Origin of the sequence: Flavobacterium aestuarii (assembly GCF_040049115.1) — a bacterium.
Taxonomy (GTDB): domain Bacteria; phylum Bacteroidota; class Bacteroidia; order Flavobacteriales; family Flavobacteriaceae; genus Flavobacterium; species Flavobacterium aestuarii.
Genome location: NZ_JBDLZZ010000007.1, coordinates 42,917 through 61,420, shown reverse-complemented (window position 1 = coordinate 61,420; position 18,504 = coordinate 42,917). Strand labels below are relative to the sequence as shown.

Here is an 18,504-nt window from a genome sequence, read left to right as displayed (position 1 = left end):
ATGAAAAAAGGAAAATTAATCGTATTCTCGGCACCATCGGGATCTGGGAAAACAACTATTGTCAGGCATTTATTAAAGCAGGAAGATTTAAATTTAGAGTTTTCTATTTCAGCAGCGACGCGTGAAGCGCGAGGTGAAGAAGTAAGCGGAAAGGATTATTATTTTATGTCCTTGGAACAATTTAAAAACCATATCCGAGCAGAAGATTTCGTTGAATGGGAAGAAGTTTATCGTGATAATTTCTACGGTACGCTGAAAAGCGAAGTTGAACGCATTTGGGCTTTAGGCAAAAACGTGATTTTTGATATTGATGTTGCCGGAGGCCTTCGCATCAAACACAAATTTCCCGAAGAAACCTTGGCGGTATTTGTAAAACCACCAAGTGTCGATGAACTTAAACGAAGACTCAAAGAACGCTCCACCGAAAGCGAAGACAAAATCAATATGCGTATTGCAAAAGCCCACGTAGAACTGGCCACCGCACCACAATTTGATGTGGTTATCAAAAATTATGATTTACCAGCAGCACTCGAAGAGGCTCATCAATTGGTGAAAAACTTTATTAAATAAGGTCATTAGCCATAAAGCAAAAGTTATTAGTATTACGCTCATTTCTTTTGCCTATTGCCTATTGCCTATTGCCTTAAAAAAATGAAAATCGGACTCTATTTTGGAACGTACAACCCCATTCATGTGGGACATTTGATTATTGCCAATCACATGGCAGAGCATGCTGGTTTAGATCAGGTCTGGATGGTTGTTACGCCACACAATCCATTAAAAAAGAAAGCAACGCTGCTTGACAATCATCAGCGTTTGCAGATGGTTTATCTGGCAACCGAAAATTTTCCAAAAATAAAACCGTCTGACATAGAATTTAAACTAACCCAACCCAATTTTACGGTGAACACTTTGATTCATCTGCATGAAAAGTATCCAGATTATGAGTTTTCGTTAATCATGGGCGAAGACAATCTGAAAACACTTCACAAATGGAAAAACTATGAAGTAATCTTAGATAATCATGATATTTATGTTTATCCGCGAATATCTTCTGAAGAGGAAAACCTGGAACTGAAATCACATCCAAAAGTCCATATTATTGATGCTCCAATTGTAGAAATATCATCGACAGATATTCGGCAGAACATCAAACTGGGAAAAAATGTCCAGCCTTTATTACCTCATAAAGTTTGGGAATATATCGATCATAATAATTTTTACAAGAAATAATTAACTCAAAACCGAATTCAATTCCGTTTCTATATCTTCAAAAACAGAGTTCAAATTACTATTTTTACTGGAAAGCAAGAACACATCAGTACTTGGCATTTCATTGCTGTTCCATATTAACTGCAGTTTTTTTTCCTGAATCAGATTTTTAGCATTAATATTCCAAGTCACAGCAACTCCAGTGTTTTTAGAAAGGATTTCCAGCATTTCATATTCTGATGGAATAATATAGTTGGCTACCATTGACGGTCTTTTTTTAGCAAAAACATAGAGCCAGAATAATTTAACATGGGGTATTCCCGCATCATGGCTGTACCACTTCTGGTCATTCAGCCAGTTTTCTATCGCAGCATAATCGTGGCTTTTTATTTTTGATTCAAAATCTGACAAATCAATATTGGAAGAACCAACTATAACTTGCTTGATCTCTCCAGCTTTTTTCTGAATCGTATCAAAAGTGTCAAACTTCTTAGTCACTATAGCAAAGTCCAATTTTTTTGTATTAACCAAATCAAATAAGGCATCATTATTATGAAATGTAAAATCGATAAAATCGAATTTTGAAACCATTGAACTTCCAATACTGCTCATTAGATGTTTTGAGATTCCTATGGAAATTAATCTGTTGGCGTTAAAAGCTTTAGCCCTGAATCCATTTTCTACATTTTCCAATCGATCCAAAGCATCAATGATTAAATTATTGAGTAACTTAGCATATTCTGTTGGTTCTACCCCTTTGGACTTTCGGTTAAAAAGCTTGTAGCCGACATGTGCCTCGAGCATTACTATCTGCTGGCTTACAGCAGGCTGGCTGATAAATAATTCTTTGGCAGCCAAAGAAAAATTTCCGTTTTTATAAACTGATTTAAACGTTCGGTACCACTCTAGATTGACCATGATATAAATAAATTTATCACAAACATAATTTAAATTATTTTTACTGATATCATATTCGCCATAAATTTGCTCATCGATAATTATCAAACAAATAAAATTATGAAAAAAATAAGTCTATTAACAATCGTATTATTAATTGCAGGTTCCTTTATGGCAACTGCGCAAAAACAAAATAACAAAAAGATGAAAAAAGTATTATTCGTAGTTACCAGTCACGATCAATTGGGTAACACTGGAGAAAAAACAGGATTTTGGACAGAAGAATTAGCTGCACCTTATTACGCATTATTGGACAAAGGCGTGATTATCGACATCGCCACTCCAAAGGGAGGACAGCCGCCGATTGACCCAAAAAGCGCCGATCCATCATCGGCAACAGAAGACACGAAACGATTTGACGCCGATAAGATTTTATTAGAAAAACTAAAAAACACCAAAAAATTAGCAGATGTAAATCAGGCTGATTACGATGCTGTGTTTTATCCTGGAGGTCATGGCCCGCTTTGGGATTTGGTAGAAGACAAAAAATCTATCGCTTTAATTGAATCTTTTTATACACATAAAAAACCAATAGCATTTGTATGTCATGCTCCTGCCGTTTTAAAAAATGTAAAAGTAAATGGAGAATTTTTGGTGAAAGGAAAAAAAGTAACCGGATTTGCCAATACAGAAGAAGAAGCTGTTGGATTAACTAAAATTGTTCCTCTCCTGCTGGAAGATGAATTGCAAAAAAACGGAGCTGCTTATTCTAAAGGTGCTGATTGGGGAGCTTATGCAGTAGAAGATGGTTTACTGATTACTGGCCAGAATCCAGCTTCATCCAAATTGGTAGCTGAGAAACTATTGGCACAATTGAATTCTAAAAAATAATTAAAGTCTCTAAGACTCTGAGATGCTAAGTTTCTAAGATTTAAGTGAATTAAAAAACTTAGATTCTTAGCTTCTTCGTAACTTAGTGCCTCTAAAAAAATTTATCATGCTGAATTTTGAATTATACAATCCAACCAAATTGGTTTTTGGAAAAGGACAAATAGAAAAACTGGGAACATTAATTCCTGCAGGTGCCAAAATATTACTGGCTTACGGCGGTGGAAGCATTTTTAAAAATGGAATCCACCAGCAAGCAATTGATAATCTTAAAGGGTTTGAAATTGTTGAGTTTGGGGGAATCGAAGCTAATCCCCATTTTGAAACCTTAATGAAGGCTGTCGAAATCATAAAAGAGCAGAACATTGACTTTATTCTGGCTGTAGGAGGCGGAAGCGTTATTGACGGAGTAAAATTTATTTCGGCAGCAGTCCGATTTGATGGTGATCCGATTGATATTCTTCAAAAACACATTTTGATTAAAGAAAATGTAATTCCTTTTGGTACAATTTTAACTTTGCCTGCTACCGGAAGTGAAATGAACTCTGGCTCAGTTGTAACTATTGCTGCAACTCAAGAGAAGCTGGCTTTTGGAGGATCAGCATTATTTCCACAATTTTCAATATGCGACCCAACAGTTATACAATCTTTACCCAAAAGACAATTGCAAAATGGTGTTGTCGATGCATATACGCACGTGATGGAACAATATTTAACCTATCCTCACGAAGGGTATTTACAAGACCGAATTGCTGAAGGAATTCTTCAAACTCTAATTGAAGTAGGTCCAAAAGTTGTCGAAAATCCTGAAGACTATGCATTAGCTTCTAATTTTATGTGGAGCTGTACAATGGCTTTAAACGGACTGATTCAAAAAGGAGTCCCAAGCGATTGGGCAACTCATATGATTGGGCACGAATTGACCGCCCTTTATGGAATCGATCACGCCAGAACCCTAGCCATTATTGGCCCGAGTCTATACAAAGTAATGTACGAAACAAAAAAGGAAAAATTAGCACAATATGGCAAACGTGTCTTTAATTTATCAGGAACTGAGGACGAAATTGCAACAGAAGCCATCGAAAAAACAATCGCTTTCTTTCACGCAATGGGTATGAAAACTTTACTGTCAGAAAACGCTGAAAATTTTGAAAAAACTGCCGATTTCATAGTCGACCGCTTCGAAAAAAGAGGCTGGAAAGCCTTGGGAGAAAAACAAAATATCACTTTAGAAAAAGTAAAAGAGATTGTATTGATGAGTTATTAATTTGATCTATAAGTAATTTTATAAAAAAAAGGCGCTCTATTAACCAATTAGAACGCCTTTTAAAATACTAAAACAAAACTAACTAACTCAAAATTCATATATCTTGCTTAAACAATTTATTTATAATGACTTACAACGTAAACACTCTATAAATATTGTATAAGATCAAAAAAAAATATAAATAATTTATTTTTTTTGATAAAAGACCATATAAACCCCTGCAAAATCGATACCTGACAAAAAAATTAATTTGTGTAATTGGTATATTTTTAAGTACTTTTGGTGAAATTTTATAAAAAAATGGCCGATAATTTAAAATTTGCAGTGATAGGTGGCGGAAGCTGGGCAACTGCTATAGCTAAAATGTTGTGCGTTAATCTTCCCGAGATTTCATGGTATATGCGAAATGAAGCAGCCATTGAACATATTAAAGCCTACAAACACAATCCCAATTATTTAAGCTCAGTAGAGTTTGACAACCAAAAGCTGAAACTTACCAGCGACATCGACGAAGCTGTTGCTTATGCCGATTATATCATATTTGCGATCCCATCCGCATTTTTGAATGGCGAACTGGAAAAACTGACAGTTTCTCTAAAAGATAAAATCATTTTTTCGGCTATTAAAGGAATCGTTCCCGAAACCAGTTTAATTGTTGGTGAGCATTTTCATTATAAATATGACATCCCTTATTACAATATTGGAGTTATTACCGGACCTTGCCACGCAGAGGAAGTAGCATTAGAAAGGCTTTCGTACTTAACCATAGCCTGTGGCGATCCAGTCAAAGCTGGTATTGTTGCCAAAAATTTGTCCGGCAATTATATTAAAGCAAAAATTTCAGATGATATCATTGGAACTGAATATGCTGCCATGCTGAAAAACATTTATTCCATCGCAGCAGGAATTGCACACGGACTGGGCTATGGCGATAATTTCCAGTCCGTAATTATGAGCAATGCTATTCGGGAGATGAAAAAATTCATCAAAAAAGTTCATAAAATGAAGCGAAACATTAATGATTCGGCTTATTTGGGGGATTTATTAGTAACGGGGTATTCTATTTTTTCAAGAAACAGAATGTTCGGAAATATGATTGGCAAAGGATATACCGTAAAGTCGGCTCAAATGGAGATGAGTATGGTTGCCGAAGGATATTATGCTGTAAAAAGCGCTTACAAACTCAATCAGGGTTATGGTGCCAGTACACCAATTATTGATGCTGTTTATGCCATTTTGTACGAAGGAAAAGATGCCAAAACCGTGTTTAAAAAATTGACCGAGGAACTGGATTAATTTTTTTTAAAAGAAAGAATATAGAAGTTAGAAAATAGACTTTGTTTTACTTATAAACAGAAAGAGTCAAGACAAATTCAACGTCTTGACTCTTTTTTTTTCGTTAGTAAGTCTATTTTCTAGTGTCTTTATTCTATGCTCTACTTCACCATCACTCCGTCAACAAACAGTAGCGGTACTTCTTCCACATTGGTTTCATTGATGCTGTTGGCTTTAAAAATAAATTTTTTTTCGTATAAAGTATTTCCAATAAAATAGGTTACCATAAATTCATTGTTAAGTGCCAAAACGCTTTTTTCAATCATTTCTATTTTCACCACCGAAACTGCGGGAACTTCCATAAAAGCATGGCGCAGCAGTGATGTTTTCTTCATTTCGCCATCGATAGTTCCAAAAGCCTTGGAAACAACCATAACGCTATCCAATTGAAAATCGCTGTCATTTATCAAGTAAGCGTACCATACTTTTTCCATAAAATCGTCACTCCATTCCTGAACGGCGGCAAGGAATACGTTTTCTACTTCGGGGATGGTAATATCTGCTTTCATTTGATTTTTGAGTAATGATTAACGATTTCTGATTGATGATTTAGAAGTTTAAAATCGTTAATCAAAATCATAAATTTTTATTTATTGTGGTGCTAAACTCCTTAAATCTGGAATGCCCTAGCCCAGATGGAAGCGACATCCTTTTATGCCGGGGTTCGGCATAAAAGATATAGTGGACAGCTGGAAACAGCTCCTTATATTGATTATGATTAACGTTTTTAAATCCTTCTGAAATCAAAAATCGCTGATCAAAAATCTTAAATCTTTATATACTTGCTTTGAATTGCTCTAAGAAACGTACGTCGTTTTCATAAAACATTCGGATATCGCCAATTTGATACAACAGCATCGCGATACGCTCAATTCCCATTCCGAAAGCAAATCCGTTGTATTCCGCAGGATTGATACCGCAATTGGTAAGGACGTTAGGATCTACCATGCCACAGCCCATAATTTCCAGCCAGCCTGTTCCTTTGGTGATACGATAATCGGTTTCGGTTTTTAAACCCCAATAAATATCTACCTCGGCACTTGGTTCTGTAAATGGAAAATAAGAAGGACGCAAACGGATTTTTGATTTACCAAACATTTCTTTGGTGAAATACAAAAGCGTCTGTTTCAAGTCGGCAAAAGAAACGTCTTTGTCAATATATAAACCTTCCACTTGATGGAAAATACAGTGCGAACGTGACGAAACTGCCTCATTACGAAAAACTCTGCCTGGAGAGATAGTTCTAATTGGCGGTTTATTGTTTTCCATGTAACGCACCTGCACGGATGAAGTGTGCGTACGCAATAAAATATCTGGATTGGTCTGGATAAAAAAAGTATCCTGCATATCACGCGCCGGATGGTATTCGGGAAGGTTCAATGCGGTGAAATTATGCCAATCGTCTTCAATTTCCGGTCCTTCGGAAACGTTGAAACCAATATTCGAAAAAACATCGATAATCTGGTTTTTTACCAATGAAATAGGGTGACGGGAACCAATAATTGACGGTTCGGCCGTACGGGTCAAATCACCGTAGATGCCTTTAGCTTCTTCTTTGTCGGCCAAAGCTTCCTGGATGGATTTCACTTTGTCTTCGGCAGAAGTTTTAAGCAGATTTATTACCTGTCCGAATTCTTTTTTTTGGTCGTTTGGCACATTCTTGAATTCGGCAAATAAGTCTTTTAGCAAACCTTTGCTTCCTAAGAATTTTATTCTAAATGCTTCTAATTCTGCTGGATTTTGTGTTGAGAAAGCTTGAGCTTCACCAATATATTCTTTTATCTTGTCTATCATTTTCATTCCGTAATTGAGAGTGCGAATTTAAGGAAAAGTTAGAAGTTAAAAGTTAGAAATTAGAAGTTTTTCTAAACATCCGCTCAAAATCTTCAATCATCAATCAATGAGTTCCTTTTCCAGAAAATAATTAACTATGGCTTCTTTCATCAAAACAGATTGTTCCCCCGCTTTTAAAGGAGGCAGCTGCTCTTTTACTTTGTAATGTGGCCAGCCTTCCTCATCAAAAAATTCGAATTCATAAAATCCATAAGGTTCTAATAACCGGCAGATGGCGATGTGCATCAAATTGACTTTCTCGTCTTTTTTGAATTCACGATGAACCTGCCCGAGTTCCTGAACACCGATTAAATAAATAATAGCATCCAGATCCAGATCTTCGCCCTGCGAAAATTGGTTGGAAAGTATATCAACAAGCCTTTCCCAGCGTTCTTTCAGTTGTGTGTCTCTTGACATTTTATTTCAGATTATCGATTGATGATTTTGACTGCAGATTTATTCGACATATTTTCAAAAAATCAAATCGAATTATTTCAGCAAAGATAAGAACTTGAAAATTGACAATGGTTACCAGTGAATTCTTTTATCTTTACGGCTTTAATTTTTAAAATATAAAAATGAGTTTTTTTGATATTATTGTAGGCGGACTTTTGTGCTATTCGTTGTATAAAGGAATCCGAAACGGTCTTTTTGTGGAAATGGCTTCGTTCTTTTCGCTAATTCTTGGTATTTACATTGCCATCAAATTTTCAGATATATTGAGGAATATTTTATCAGGCTGGCTGCATTGGAATCCTTACACTATTCAAATTTTTGCTTTTATTCTGACTTTTATTATTGTGGTTGTCGGTATTTATCTGATGGGCAAATTCCTGACTAATATTGCTGATTTTGCCTACTTGGGCTGGATTAACAGCGTTGGCGGCGGTTTTTTCAGAGTGCTGAAAACTGTTTTAATTATCAGTATCTTTTTAACTGTCTTCGAAAAAATAAATTATCACAATTATCTAGCCAAAAAAGAAACGCTGGACAAATCGATTTTCTTTAACCCGATTCAAAAAACAGCGGGATTTATATTTCCTTCTATTGAGAAGTGGTATGATAACACAAAGAAGTAACAGTTTTTTAAGACCGCAGATTCGAACTTCAGAAAACAGCAGAATCTGCCAATTGAAATCTGCCGTCTGGAACCTGAAAAACTAGTCTTTCACTTCTTTTATTGCTTTGCTGTCAATCCAGCCTTCGGTTCCGTCGGTCAATTGAATTTTTTTCCAGTTATCAAGGGTTTCCTCAACATACACTTTTGTTCCTTCATGCAAGATAAAAATGGAACTGCTTGCGTTTTGAGGTTCGCTCCTGACATCAGCCGACTCAGCAAAAACTATAGCTGGTTTCTCATTATCATAATGGCTTTTTTCGAAAAAAGCTGCCGCAACACTCATTAGTACAAAAAGCAGCACAATAAACATTGCCACAAAGAAAAGCCTTTTAGTAACTCCAGTTTGCGAAAAATAATAACCTACAAAAAACAATAAAAACAAAAATGCAAACCCAATAGCGATATAGGCCCACGTATCGAATGGATAAATTCCAGTAAAATCGCGAAGAAGTTTTGCAAAACCTACTTTAGGAATCACCTTGATCTCATCAATAGTTCTTTTTTGAGCAAATTTTATATTGTTTAACGCCTCCTTATTACCTGGATCCAAAACCAGAGCTTTTTCATAGTAATAAATGGAAGGAGCCGTTTGCTGTAATTTATAGTAACAATTTCCTAAATTAAAATACAATTGAGCAGATTCCTGATTTGCTGCCAAAACAGATTCATACGCTTTTACAGCAAGTTCGTACTTTCCATTTTTATAAAAATTATTCCCTTTTTCAAAGCCATTTTGGGCAAAGAAAACTTGTGTTATGAGTAATAATAAGTAAAAAATATTTTTCATTATATTTTATTTTTAGTTTCTAAGAATTTAAGAAGCTAAGTTTCTTAGCCTCTCAGTAACTTAGGGACTTGGTAACTTATATTTGTTTTTCTAATTCAGAAATGATGGCTACAGCCTTATCAAAATCGTGCTGTATTATGGCGCTGGACGATGGAGCATATCTCGCAATCTCGCAATTCTCTGTCAGTGCAATAAAATCATTGACGGCTTGAGGATTTGCTTTTCTGGACAACAATAGTTCCCGAATATTATCTTTGCTCATCTCAGAGGTTTCGATATGCAGTTTAGCTTTCAGGAAATTATGCATTGCTTTTTCCAGTGCTACATAGAATGGCTCTTTATTATTAATCTGTTTTTTGGCTTCAGATAAATATTTCTTAGCCAATTTGTTATTCATCTTGATTCGGTTACCAAAAACATCACTGTCGATAGCTTCTTTTTTCTTTCTGAATAATACAATTATCGGCAGCATTAAAAATGGCAATAACAATAACCCATAGAATTTATCAGATCCAAAAAAAGCTGGTTCATTACTTGAGACAAGTTCGGTTCTTAAATCAATATATCTAAACTGTTCAGCAGGTTCAATTTTATTTTTGCCTGTACTGGCAGAGGCTTGCGCTTCTGCAGACTGTGTAGGCCCGTCTAAAACATTAATTTTTATTTCGGAAGAGCTTATCGTTTTATACGTTCCTGAACCTAAATCAAAATACGAAAAATGCATTGGTTTAATAACATAATCCCCTTTATATTGAGGTACTATGGTATACGAATCGGATATTTTTCCATTCATTCCAGATAATGGTGTGTTCACTTTTTCATCATGAACAGCATCATACATTTCTAACGCATTTGGCACTTCTGGTTTTGGTAATGTAAATAACTTCAGGTTTCCTGTTCCCGTAACGCTCAAAACAAGATCCAGGCTTTCTCCGTTTTTCAAAGTTGTTTTGGATGGAACTGCTTTGAAATCAAATTTACCAACAGCACCAGTAAAATCTGCTGGCTTTCCTGCTTCTGGCAATGGTTTTACATTGATGGTTTTAGCACCAGCCGACACTCGTTTATTGACAATGTTATCAATTATACGTCCATAAAAATCTCTTCGAGTAGGAGGCAATTTAACCTCAATATTCATTGCTAAAGGTTCAATCACCAGCTTGCCTGATTTTTGCGGATATAGAATTACCTTCTTTAATACGGCATACCGATACCTTTCGCCTTTAAACATTCCTTCCTCTGGAACTAAATTTTTGATTTCAATGTTCTGACTCCAAAAATTATTGTATTTAGGCTTGCTTTGTTCACTGAGATTGTTAATTCCAATATTATAACTGAAATATAATTTATAAACCACCGTAATAGGCTGATTTACGTAAGGATTAGTATTTGTAATGTCGGCCACCAGATAAAGATTATCATCCGCCGAAATTTGGGAATCATATGGATCTCTCGGCTGTTCTGTCGCAGCAGTTACATTTATTTTTATAGGCTGCGTTTTATAAATCTGGCCATTAAATTCGATGACCGCCTGTCTGATAGTTAAAGTTCCTTTTTGAGTAGGCAATAAAAAATAAGAATAACTTTTCTCGAAAGATGTTTTTCCATTGATCCAGGATTGGCTTACCTGCTGGCTTGGTCCCGCAATAATCCTAAAACCTTCAAAAGAAGGCTGCACAAAATTATCGCCATCAATATTCATTACAAAATCGATACGCAGCCTTTCGTTGAGGCCAAGCGTCGTCTTGCTTACTCTTGCCTCAAATTGAACCTGAGCCAAAAGTCCTTGAAAACATAATAGAAATAAAATTAAATACCTTTTCATTAAATTGTTTAATCGTTTAAAAATGTTTAATCGTTGAACTGTTTATTTGAGTAACCGTTTATTCGCTTAATCCGTTGAACTGTTTTCATTAACAAATAAACGATTAAACGAATAAACCAATTTACCAGTCTTTTTCAGTTTTTACAGGAGCGCCTTTAACCTTATTGGCATTTACCTTATCCTGGATTTTCTTTTCTTCATTATTTACGGCATCCAAAAGATTTTCCATCCGCTGCTTAGGAATTCCTCCTGGTTTTGGTTTTGGCTGTCCATCATCTTTGGGTTTTTCGTCTTTTTTATTTTTATCTCCGTCTTTTTTATCGTCCTTTTTATCCTTATCCTGATCTTTTTTGTCTTGATCTTTTTTGTCGTCTTTTTTGTCCTTGTCCTTATCCTTATTTTTATCCTTATTTTTATCCTTGTCTTTCTTTTTATCGTCTTTTGGAGGCGGATTGTCTTTTAGCATTTTTTTGGCCAATGCATAATTATAACGGGTTTCTTCATCTTCCGGATTGTTTCTCAAAGCATTTTTATAAGCTTCTACGGCCTGAGTATAATTTTTTTCTTTCATAAAAACATTTCCTAAATTATGGAAAGCTTTATGTTTTTGAGATCTGGTTTTTAAATTTTTCAGCGCATTGGCATAGGCAAATTTGGATTCAGAAAACTGGTTTTGCCTATAAATAGAATTCCCTAAATTATAAGAAGCTACAGTCCTGTTAGGAAATCTGGAATGCGAAATTCTGTAATTAGCCTCAGCATCAACAAAATTTTTGGCTGCATACTCCTTATTTGCTTCAGGCAAAACTTTATCTTTCTCTTGAGCATTGGCCACAAAAGTCAAAAGCATAAGCAGTATGTATATAATTTTATTTTTCATTTTCATTTAAATATTCCTTTCAAAGTATTGACAACAATCAAATTGCAAATTCACTTTACTATCTTATTTATTCTCGTTAAATAAATTCAATCTGTTTACCCAGCTGGTTTTTCTCTCCAAAAAGAAAACATCCATAAATAACAGCACAAAACCGATTCCCAGAAACCATTGAAACTGCGACTGGAAATCTGCCATTTGCGTTGCTTCAAATTCGGTTTTCTGGATTTTATCCAAAGTTGTTTTTATATAATCCAGTACTTCATGAGTATTGTTTCCGTTTACATAACCCCCGCTGGTAATTTTGGCAATTGTAGCCAAACTGTTTGGGTTTAATTTGGTAATCACAACTTCCCCATTATTATCTCTCTGGTAGCTTTCAACTCTTCCGTTTTTTTTCAGCGGAATAGTCCCTCCTTTTTCGGTACCAAGACCAATAGTTACGATTTTCATTCCTAATTTTTTGGCTTCTTCTGCTGCAGCTTCGGCTCCTTCAGAATGATCCTCTCCATCGGAAATCATTATCAATAATTTGCTGGTTTTGCTTTTGTCATCAAAATAAGTCCCTGATAATTTTATAGCCTCATCTAGTGATGTTCCCTGAGAAGAAACCATTCCTGGTCCCATACTCTGCAAGAACATTTTGGCAACACTGTAATCGGTGGTTATTGGCAGTACTGGAAAGGCGCTTCCTGCGTAAGCAACAATCCCGATTCTGTCACTTCCTAATTGATTGATAATCTGTGACACAATCTGTTTGCTTTTTTCCAGACGGCTTGGTGCAACATCTTCGGCAAGCATGCTTTTGGATACGTCCATTGCAAATACAATGTCTATTCCTTCTCTTTTTACAGTTTCTACTTTTGTTCCAATTTTTGGATTGACTAAGCCAATGATCAATGACGCCAATCCCAAAAGCATTACTCCCAATTTCAAAAAAGGCTTGAAAACAGAACGCTCTGGACTTAGCCTATTGATAACTTCCAAGTCACCAAACTCACGTTGTTTTTTTCTTTTCCAATATAAATTAATTAGAAAAATCACCGCTACTACAGGCAGTATAAAAAGTAAGTATAAATAATTGCGTTCGTCTAATTCCATAATAATTTTTGATTTTGGATTAACGATTTTTGATTGCAGATAACAATAAATCAGAAATCACAAATTGTTAATCTTCACTCATCAATCTTTTTTATATAAAACTCCTATAAACTGTATTTCGTAAACCAATTTCTATCAATAATAAAAGTCCTGCTACTAAAGCAAAACCCCTGAATTTTTCATCATAATCATAGAACTTTAATTCTTCTATTTCGGTGGTTTCAAGCTTATTGATTTCGTTATAGATTGCTGCTAATTTATCGTTGCTGGTCGCCCTAAAATATTTTCCTCCTGTTTTCTTAGCAATATTCTTCATCAATTGCTCATCAATTTCAACTTTCATCATCTGAAAAAGTAATTGTCCATTTGGACCGATTGCATAAGGGGATTCGGCCATTCCATTAGTACCAATACCAATAGTATACACTTTTATACCATATTGCTGCGCAATATCCGAAGCTGTTTCGGGTTCTATAAATCCTGCATTATTTACTCCGTCTGTCAATAAAATAACGACCTTGCTTTTGGCTTTGCTGTCTTTAAGACGGTTTACGGCAGTTGCCAATCCCATTCCTATTCCAGTTCCGTCCTGCAAAACATTATCGTATTTTATGCTTTGAATTGCCTGCTGAATAACCGCTTTATCACTTGTTACCGGTGATTTTGTATAAGCTTCAGAAGCGTAAACTACTAATCCGATTCTGTCATTTGGTCTTTCATCAACAAAAACCGAAGCTACTCTTTTTAGAGCCTCCATTCGGTTTGGCTTTAAATCCTTGGCAAGCATACTACCCGATACATCGACAGCCACCACTATATCAATTCCTTTTGTGGTTTTTGTCTGATTACTGATATCTACCGTTCTAGGTCTTGCCAATGCAATGATTAATAGCGATAATGCCAAGATGCGTAAAACATCTAATCCTGGTTTCAGCTTTGTCAATAATGATTCTGACCCTTTAAAACCTTGAAGGGAACTCATTTTCAAGGTTGCAGTTTGTTGGTTTCTTTTCCAAAATAGCCAAGCAATTGCAACTGGCATTAGAAGAAACAACCAAAAAAATTCTGGATTTAAAAAGGTTATTTTTTCCATTAGTTAGTTGCTGATTTAAGTTCTACCGAATTCAAAATACGAGCTGATAATTCTATAGCATATTTATCTCCTTCTTCGTGAAGAATCATTATTTGCTGTAATCCTCCTTCTTGTCCAAAAAGCACTATTTCATAATATATTTTGGAACTCGTTTGAGTATTGCTGTCGATTCTAGAAAACGTTCCATATCCTTTTTTCCCTGTTATCCCATTATTGGTCTCAAAATCTTCTTCTTTGACAATCATGTTTTGAGCTCCTTGAGTTTCTAATACTTTTATAGAGCTTTCAATTGCTTTTGACAAATCCAGATTTCCTTCTTGTTTGTATTTTATTGTTGAAACCATAATATAGAAATTGTCCAGTAAGCTTCCGTATCCAAAAGACTGCATCTCCTTGATGAGTGCCATTCCGTCTTTTGGCAGCGATTTTGTCAAATCCATTCGTTTCAGAACCTTTGGAGTTTCAATTATCACACCTGGATTTCCATACTCACTTTTAATCCACTCGCCTTCTAACAATTCTTTAGTTGGATGTCCAAGTACATTGTCTTTTACATAATCAAAGCCTTTTGTTGCTATAAAATAAGCTGTTGTTGCAAAAAGCAGAAAAAGAACTGATCCAATCGAAATTGCAATACGCTGATTTCGTTTTTTTCTAAGTAATATCTGAATCTGTTTCTGCTTTTGAGCTTCATTCAAAATGGTATCTTCCTCAATTGGAACCTCAACTGGAATAGCTTCATCCAGTGTCAAAATCGCTTTTTGAATTTTATTTCTATCATCAGTAATTTCAAATTCCAAAGGAGTGGATTTAGCAAATTTTACTAAATCGGCCTGTTTCAAAACAGCAGATAAATTTTCTATCGTCTCCTGCGAAAGCTTCATTTTCTTTTTTAAAGAAGCTGTCTTCAATGCTTCAATCAACTCAGAAGTAGTGCTTTCCATTGCGGGAATTTCAATCGCTTCTTCGATATAATTTCGGGCAATATCTGTCAATTCACTATAATATTCCTTGACTTCTCCATGCTGCCAAAGTTCTTTCTTTTCCAATATATTCAGTAAAATTGTCGCTTTTTCAATTGGAGTTTTATAAACTTCTTCTTCAATTTTTTTCTTCTGGCGGATTTTAGTGTACCAATACACAAAAGCACCAATTCCTAAAATCAATACAATTGCTAAAAGATATTTCCACCAGTCTCCTATTGAATCTTCGGCTTTTACAATCTCTTTAATGTCATACATTTTTTGTCGTAACGTATCGACCTGCACATTGGCAACTTCCACTTTTATGGAATCACTCAAAAACTCTTTATTATTTATCAGGATTTTTATGCTGGGAATGGTGTATCTGCCAGAATCAAATTGAGTTAAACCATACTTTTTGATTAATTCGTAACGGTCGTCTTTTTTGATAGTATCAATTGGATAGGACTGGATTACTTCCAGCGCTCCAATATTTTTTAGTTTTGGAAAAACCACTTTAGACAGCGTATCTACCGACGTTTTTAAAGTCAATTTAAACTCAGCTCCAATTTTATTTTTTGTGGTATCAATACTTGTTTCTACTTTTTTTTGTTGGGCAAAAAGTGAAGTTGAAAACAGCAGGAATATTAATAGTTTTTTAAACATTTATTTTAGAAAATTTGATTGAAGATTGAAGATTAACGATTTTTGATTTCAGATTTTCCACCGAACAAAAATTGTTTTCAATCCAGAAAATATTTATTTCAAATTTGTTTTTGCAGTTTTTATACTTGAAACGAAAATAGAAATCAATTCATTTACTTCTGTCTTTGCCATCATTTAAATTATTTAAATCTGAACTTAACTTTGCTTTTTCAACTATTTTTAAACACACAAAAGTTTCTCTTAATTCTTTTAAACAAATACCCATTTTATGAATAAAATCCTTAGTACTTTCTGCACTTTGGGCTTCACCATAATTTAATGCCGGTGAGATCCCAGATCTAATTATTTGTCCCCCTAAATGATTTCCTGCGTAATTTGCTTTAAAAGTACTTGCCGAAATTATTATAGCCGCCGCAAAATCTATTAATCTGTTTTCAAGTTCTTGTTTATTCATTACATATATTTAGTTTACCTAATATATCATTTTTCATGATCCAAAAATCTTTATCTCATTTCAGAAAATCAGCAATCAAAAATCGTTAATCTTCAATCTGAAATCCCTACCTCGATTTAAAATAGCCTAATAATTTGGTAACATAACTTTCGTCTACTCGGGTATTTACAACACCTGAACCTGATTTACTGAAAGTTTCCTTAAAATAATTCACGTTTTCATGATAGTGCTTTTCGTAATTCATCCGCACCGATTTGGATCCTGTATTAATCAGTCTCGTTTCGCCTGTTTCGGCATCAAGCATAGAAACCATTCCTAAATTGGGCATTTTTTCCTCGCGGATGTCATATACGCGAATACCTGTAATATCATGTTTTTTGGAAGCAATTTTCAAAGTGTGCTCATATTCTCCTGACATAAAATCGGATATAACAAAGACAATGGCTTTCTTTTTCTGGGTACCTGATAAAAATTTCAAAGCTTGACCAATGTCGGTTTTATAACTTTTAGGTTCAAATTCAATAAGCTCACGAATGATTCGAAGTACGTGTGATCTCCCTTTTTTTGGAGGAATATACAATTCGATTTGGTCTGAGAATAAAATCAATCCAATTTTATCATTATTTTGAGTTGCCGAAAAAGCCATTGTTGCGGCGATTTCGGTTACTATTTCCTTCTTGAACTGATTTTTAGAGCCAAAACTTTCAGAACCCGAAATATCAACCATTAGCATCATGGTCAATTCACGTTCTTCTTCAAAGACTTTTACGTGAGCTTCATTGTATCGGGCAGTTACATTCCAATCGATAGCACGAATGTCGTCGCCAAATTGATATTGACGCACTTCGCTGAAAGTCATCCCGCGCCCCTTGAACGATGTATGGTACTCGCCCGAAAAAATATGATCGCTCAATCTTCGGGTTTTGATTTCTATTTTACGGACTTTTTTTAAAAGCTCTTTTGTATCCATTTTTTTTAAGGCATTAGGCATTAGGCACTAGGCATTAGAGTTTTACTAATGGCTTTTGGCTTTTGCCTTATCACTTTTTAAGGTACTTCAATCTCGTTAATGATTTTATTGATAATGTCAACCGATGTAACATTTTCGGCTTCGGCTTCATAAGTAATTCCAATTCTATGACGCAGAATATCATGTACTACAGCACGGACATCTTCGGGAATTACATACCCGCGACGTTTGATGAATGCATAACATTTGGCAGCCGTAGCAAGATTAATGCTTCCACGTGGTGAAGCCCCAAAACTGATTAAAGGTTTTAAATCAGCCAATTTGTATTTCTCCGGATAACGAGTTGCAAAAATAATATCCAGAATATATTTCTCTATTTTTTCGTCCATGTAAACTTCACGGACAGCTTCCTGCGCTCTTAAAATCTGATCTACAGAAACTACAGGGTTTACTTTTTCGTAACTTCCTTTAAGATTCTGGCGTATTACCAGGCGCTCGTCTTCCATTTTAGGATAATCGATAACTGTTTTCAGCATAAAACGGTCTACCTGAGCTTCCGGCAATTGATAAGTTCCTTCCTGTTCAACAGGGTTTTGTGTTGCCAGAACTAAAAATGGTTTGTCTAATTTAAAGGTAGAATCGCCAATAGTAACCTGCTTTTCCTGCATCGCTTCGAGCAAAGCAGACTGTACTTTGGCAGGAGCACGGTTTATCTCATCGGCAAGGACGAAATTAGCAAAAATGGGGCCTTTTTTTATAGAAAACTCATTGGCTTTTATATTATAAATCATAGTTCCGATAACATCGGCTGGCAATAAATCTGGCGTAAACTGGATTCTGCTAAAAGAACCTTGAATAGCCTGGGAAAGTGTATTAATGGCTAAAGTTTTTGCCAATCCAGGAACTCCTTCCAATAAAATATGTCCTTGACCTAAAAGCCCAATCAGCAATCTTTCGACCATGTGTTTCTGGCCCACAATAACTTTGTTCATTTCCATTGTGAGAAGGTCTATAAAAGCACTTTCTCTTTCGATTTTTTCATTGATTGCTCTAATGTCTAAAGTCGCTGAATTTTGTTCCATATTATTATATTTAAACCTCTTGTTTTTGGTGTCTTTTATTTGATGGTGCAAATTGAATTTTTTTTTAGAAGTAAGATGTTAAAAAATGGTTAAAACTTCCATGAAACGGCTAATTTTAAGGACGAATTATGATTG

The 18,504-nt window shown here is 35.1% G+C and carries 19 protein-coding genes; 6 read left to right on the top strand and 13 right to left on the bottom strand.

Going from position 1 to position 18,504, the window contains the following annotated elements:
- Together gmk and nadD are read left to right on the top strand one after the other, a co-directional pair.
- Positions 1 to 570: a guanylate kinase gene (gmk, locus tag ABEG11_RS09315; protein WP_348823899.1), complete on the top strand. Its 570-nt coding sequence runs from the start codon at positions 1 to 3 to the stop codon at positions 568 to 570.
- An 81-nt stretch (positions 571 to 651) separates the two neighbouring features.
- A complete protein-coding gene (gene nadD / locus ABEG11_RS09310; RefSeq protein ID WP_348823898.1) occupies positions 652 to 1,233 on the top strand; it encodes a nicotinate (nicotinamide) nucleotide adenylyltransferase in 582 nt (193 codons plus the stop codon).
- On the opposite strand, the gene ABEG11_RS09305 is transcribed toward nadD, so the two are convergent.
- Positions 1,234 to 2,130 (bottom strand): LysR family transcriptional regulator, encoded by an 897-nt coding sequence (locus tag ABEG11_RS09305; RefSeq protein WP_348823897.1) that lies wholly within the window; start codon positions 2,128 to 2,130, stop codon positions 1,234 to 1,236.
- Positions 2,131 to 2,229: 99 nt separating this feature from the next.
- Between ABEG11_RS09305 and ABEG11_RS09300 the strand changes: the two genes are divergently transcribed.
- The 3 genes from ABEG11_RS09300 (at position 2,230) to ABEG11_RS09290 (ending at position 5,560) form a co-directional block, all read left to right on the top strand.
- Positions 2,230 to 3,000, top strand: a complete 771-nt coding sequence (locus ABEG11_RS09300) for a type 1 glutamine amidotransferase domain-containing protein (protein WP_348823896.1) — start codon at positions 2,230 to 2,232, stop codon at positions 2,998 to 3,000.
- A gap of 106 nt (positions 3,001 to 3,106) precedes the next feature.
- On the top strand, positions 3,107 to 4,264 hold the full coding sequence (locus ABEG11_RS09295; RefSeq protein ID WP_348823895.1) for an iron-containing alcohol dehydrogenase: 1,158 nt from the start codon (positions 3,107 to 3,109) through the stop codon (positions 4,262 to 4,264).
- A gap of 300 nt (positions 4,265 to 4,564) precedes the next feature.
- Positions 4,565 to 5,560, top strand: a complete 996-nt coding sequence (locus ABEG11_RS09290; RefSeq protein ID WP_348823894.1) for an NAD(P)H-dependent glycerol-3-phosphate dehydrogenase — start codon at positions 4,565 to 4,567, stop codon at positions 5,558 to 5,560.
- Positions 5,561 to 5,700: 140 nt separating this feature from the next.
- On the opposite strand, the gene ABEG11_RS09285 is transcribed toward ABEG11_RS09290, so the two are convergent.
- From ABEG11_RS09285 to ABEG11_RS09275, 3 genes are all read right to left on the bottom strand, one after another.
- Positions 5,701 to 6,108: a hypothetical protein gene (locus ABEG11_RS09285; protein WP_348823893.1), complete on the bottom strand. Its 408-nt coding sequence runs from the start codon at positions 6,106 to 6,108 to the stop codon at positions 5,701 to 5,703.
- 265 nt (positions 6,109 to 6,373) lie between these two features.
- Complete coding sequence (gene pheS, locus ABEG11_RS09280; RefSeq protein WP_348823892.1) at positions 6,374 to 7,393, bottom strand: phenylalanine--tRNA ligase subunit alpha; 1,020 nt, start codon at positions 7,391 to 7,393, stop codon at positions 6,374 to 6,376.
- Between the two features lie 99 nt (positions 7,394 to 7,492).
- Positions 7,493 to 7,849, bottom strand: coding sequence for a hypothetical protein (locus ABEG11_RS09275; RefSeq protein ID WP_348823891.1), 357 nt, complete (start codon positions 7,847 to 7,849; stop codon positions 7,493 to 7,495).
- Between the two features lie 161 nt (positions 7,850 to 8,010).
- Here ABEG11_RS09275 and ABEG11_RS09270 point away from each other — a divergent pair, with 161 nt between their 5' ends.
- Positions 8,011 to 8,511 (top strand): CvpA family protein, encoded by a 501-nt coding sequence (locus ABEG11_RS09270; protein WP_348823890.1) that lies wholly within the window; start codon positions 8,011 to 8,013, stop codon positions 8,509 to 8,511.
- An 81-nt stretch (positions 8,512 to 8,592) separates the two neighbouring features.
- On the opposite strand, the gene ABEG11_RS09265 is transcribed toward ABEG11_RS09270, so the two are convergent.
- The 9 genes from ABEG11_RS09265 to ABEG11_RS09225 form a co-directional block, all read right to left on the bottom strand.
- Positions 8,593 to 9,339, bottom strand: a complete 747-nt coding sequence (locus ABEG11_RS09265; RefSeq protein WP_348823889.1) for a tetratricopeptide repeat protein — start codon at positions 9,337 to 9,339, stop codon at positions 8,593 to 8,595.
- A 76-nt stretch (positions 9,340 to 9,415) separates the two neighbouring features.
- Positions 9,416 to 11,164, bottom strand: coding sequence for a BatD family protein (locus tag ABEG11_RS09260; RefSeq protein WP_348823888.1), 1,749 nt, complete (start codon positions 11,162 to 11,164; stop codon positions 9,416 to 9,418).
- A 121-nt stretch (positions 11,165 to 11,285) separates the two neighbouring features.
- Positions 11,286 to 12,044: a tetratricopeptide repeat protein gene (locus ABEG11_RS09255; RefSeq protein ID WP_348823887.1), complete on the bottom strand. Its 759-nt coding sequence runs from the start codon at positions 12,042 to 12,044 to the stop codon at positions 11,286 to 11,288.
- Positions 12,045 to 12,107: 63 nt separating this feature from the next.
- Complete coding sequence (locus tag ABEG11_RS09250; protein ID WP_348823886.1) at positions 12,108 to 13,142, bottom strand: VWA domain-containing protein; 1,035 nt, start codon at positions 13,140 to 13,142, stop codon at positions 12,108 to 12,110.
- 91 nt (positions 13,143 to 13,233) lie between these two features.
- On the bottom strand, positions 13,234 to 14,235 hold the full coding sequence (locus tag ABEG11_RS09245) for a vWA domain-containing protein (RefSeq protein ID WP_348823885.1): 1,002 nt from the start codon (positions 14,233 to 14,235) through the stop codon (positions 13,234 to 13,236).
- Entirely contained in the window at positions 14,235 to 15,863 is a 1,629-nt protein-coding gene (locus tag ABEG11_RS09240) for a hypothetical protein (protein WP_348823884.1), read from the bottom strand. The genes ABEG11_RS09245 and ABEG11_RS09240 overlap by 1 nt, the downstream gene beginning before the upstream one ends.
- Positions 15,864 to 16,011: 148 nt before the next feature.
- Positions 16,012 to 16,317 carry a four helix bundle protein gene (locus tag ABEG11_RS09235; RefSeq protein ID WP_348823883.1) on the bottom strand — a complete coding sequence of 102 codons (306 nt, stop codon included), beginning with the start codon at positions 16,315 to 16,317 and terminating at the stop codon, positions 16,012 to 16,014.
- A gap of 106 nt (positions 16,318 to 16,423) precedes the next feature.
- Positions 16,424 to 17,287: a DUF58 domain-containing protein gene (locus tag ABEG11_RS09230; RefSeq protein WP_348823882.1), complete on the bottom strand. Its 864-nt coding sequence runs from the start codon at positions 17,285 to 17,287 to the stop codon at positions 16,424 to 16,426.
- Positions 17,288 to 17,364: 77 nt separating this feature from the next.
- Positions 17,365 to 18,369, bottom strand: a complete 1,005-nt coding sequence (locus ABEG11_RS09225; RefSeq protein WP_348823881.1) for an AAA family ATPase — start codon at positions 18,367 to 18,369, stop codon at positions 17,365 to 17,367.
- Positions 18,370 to 18,504: the final 135 nt, after the last annotated feature.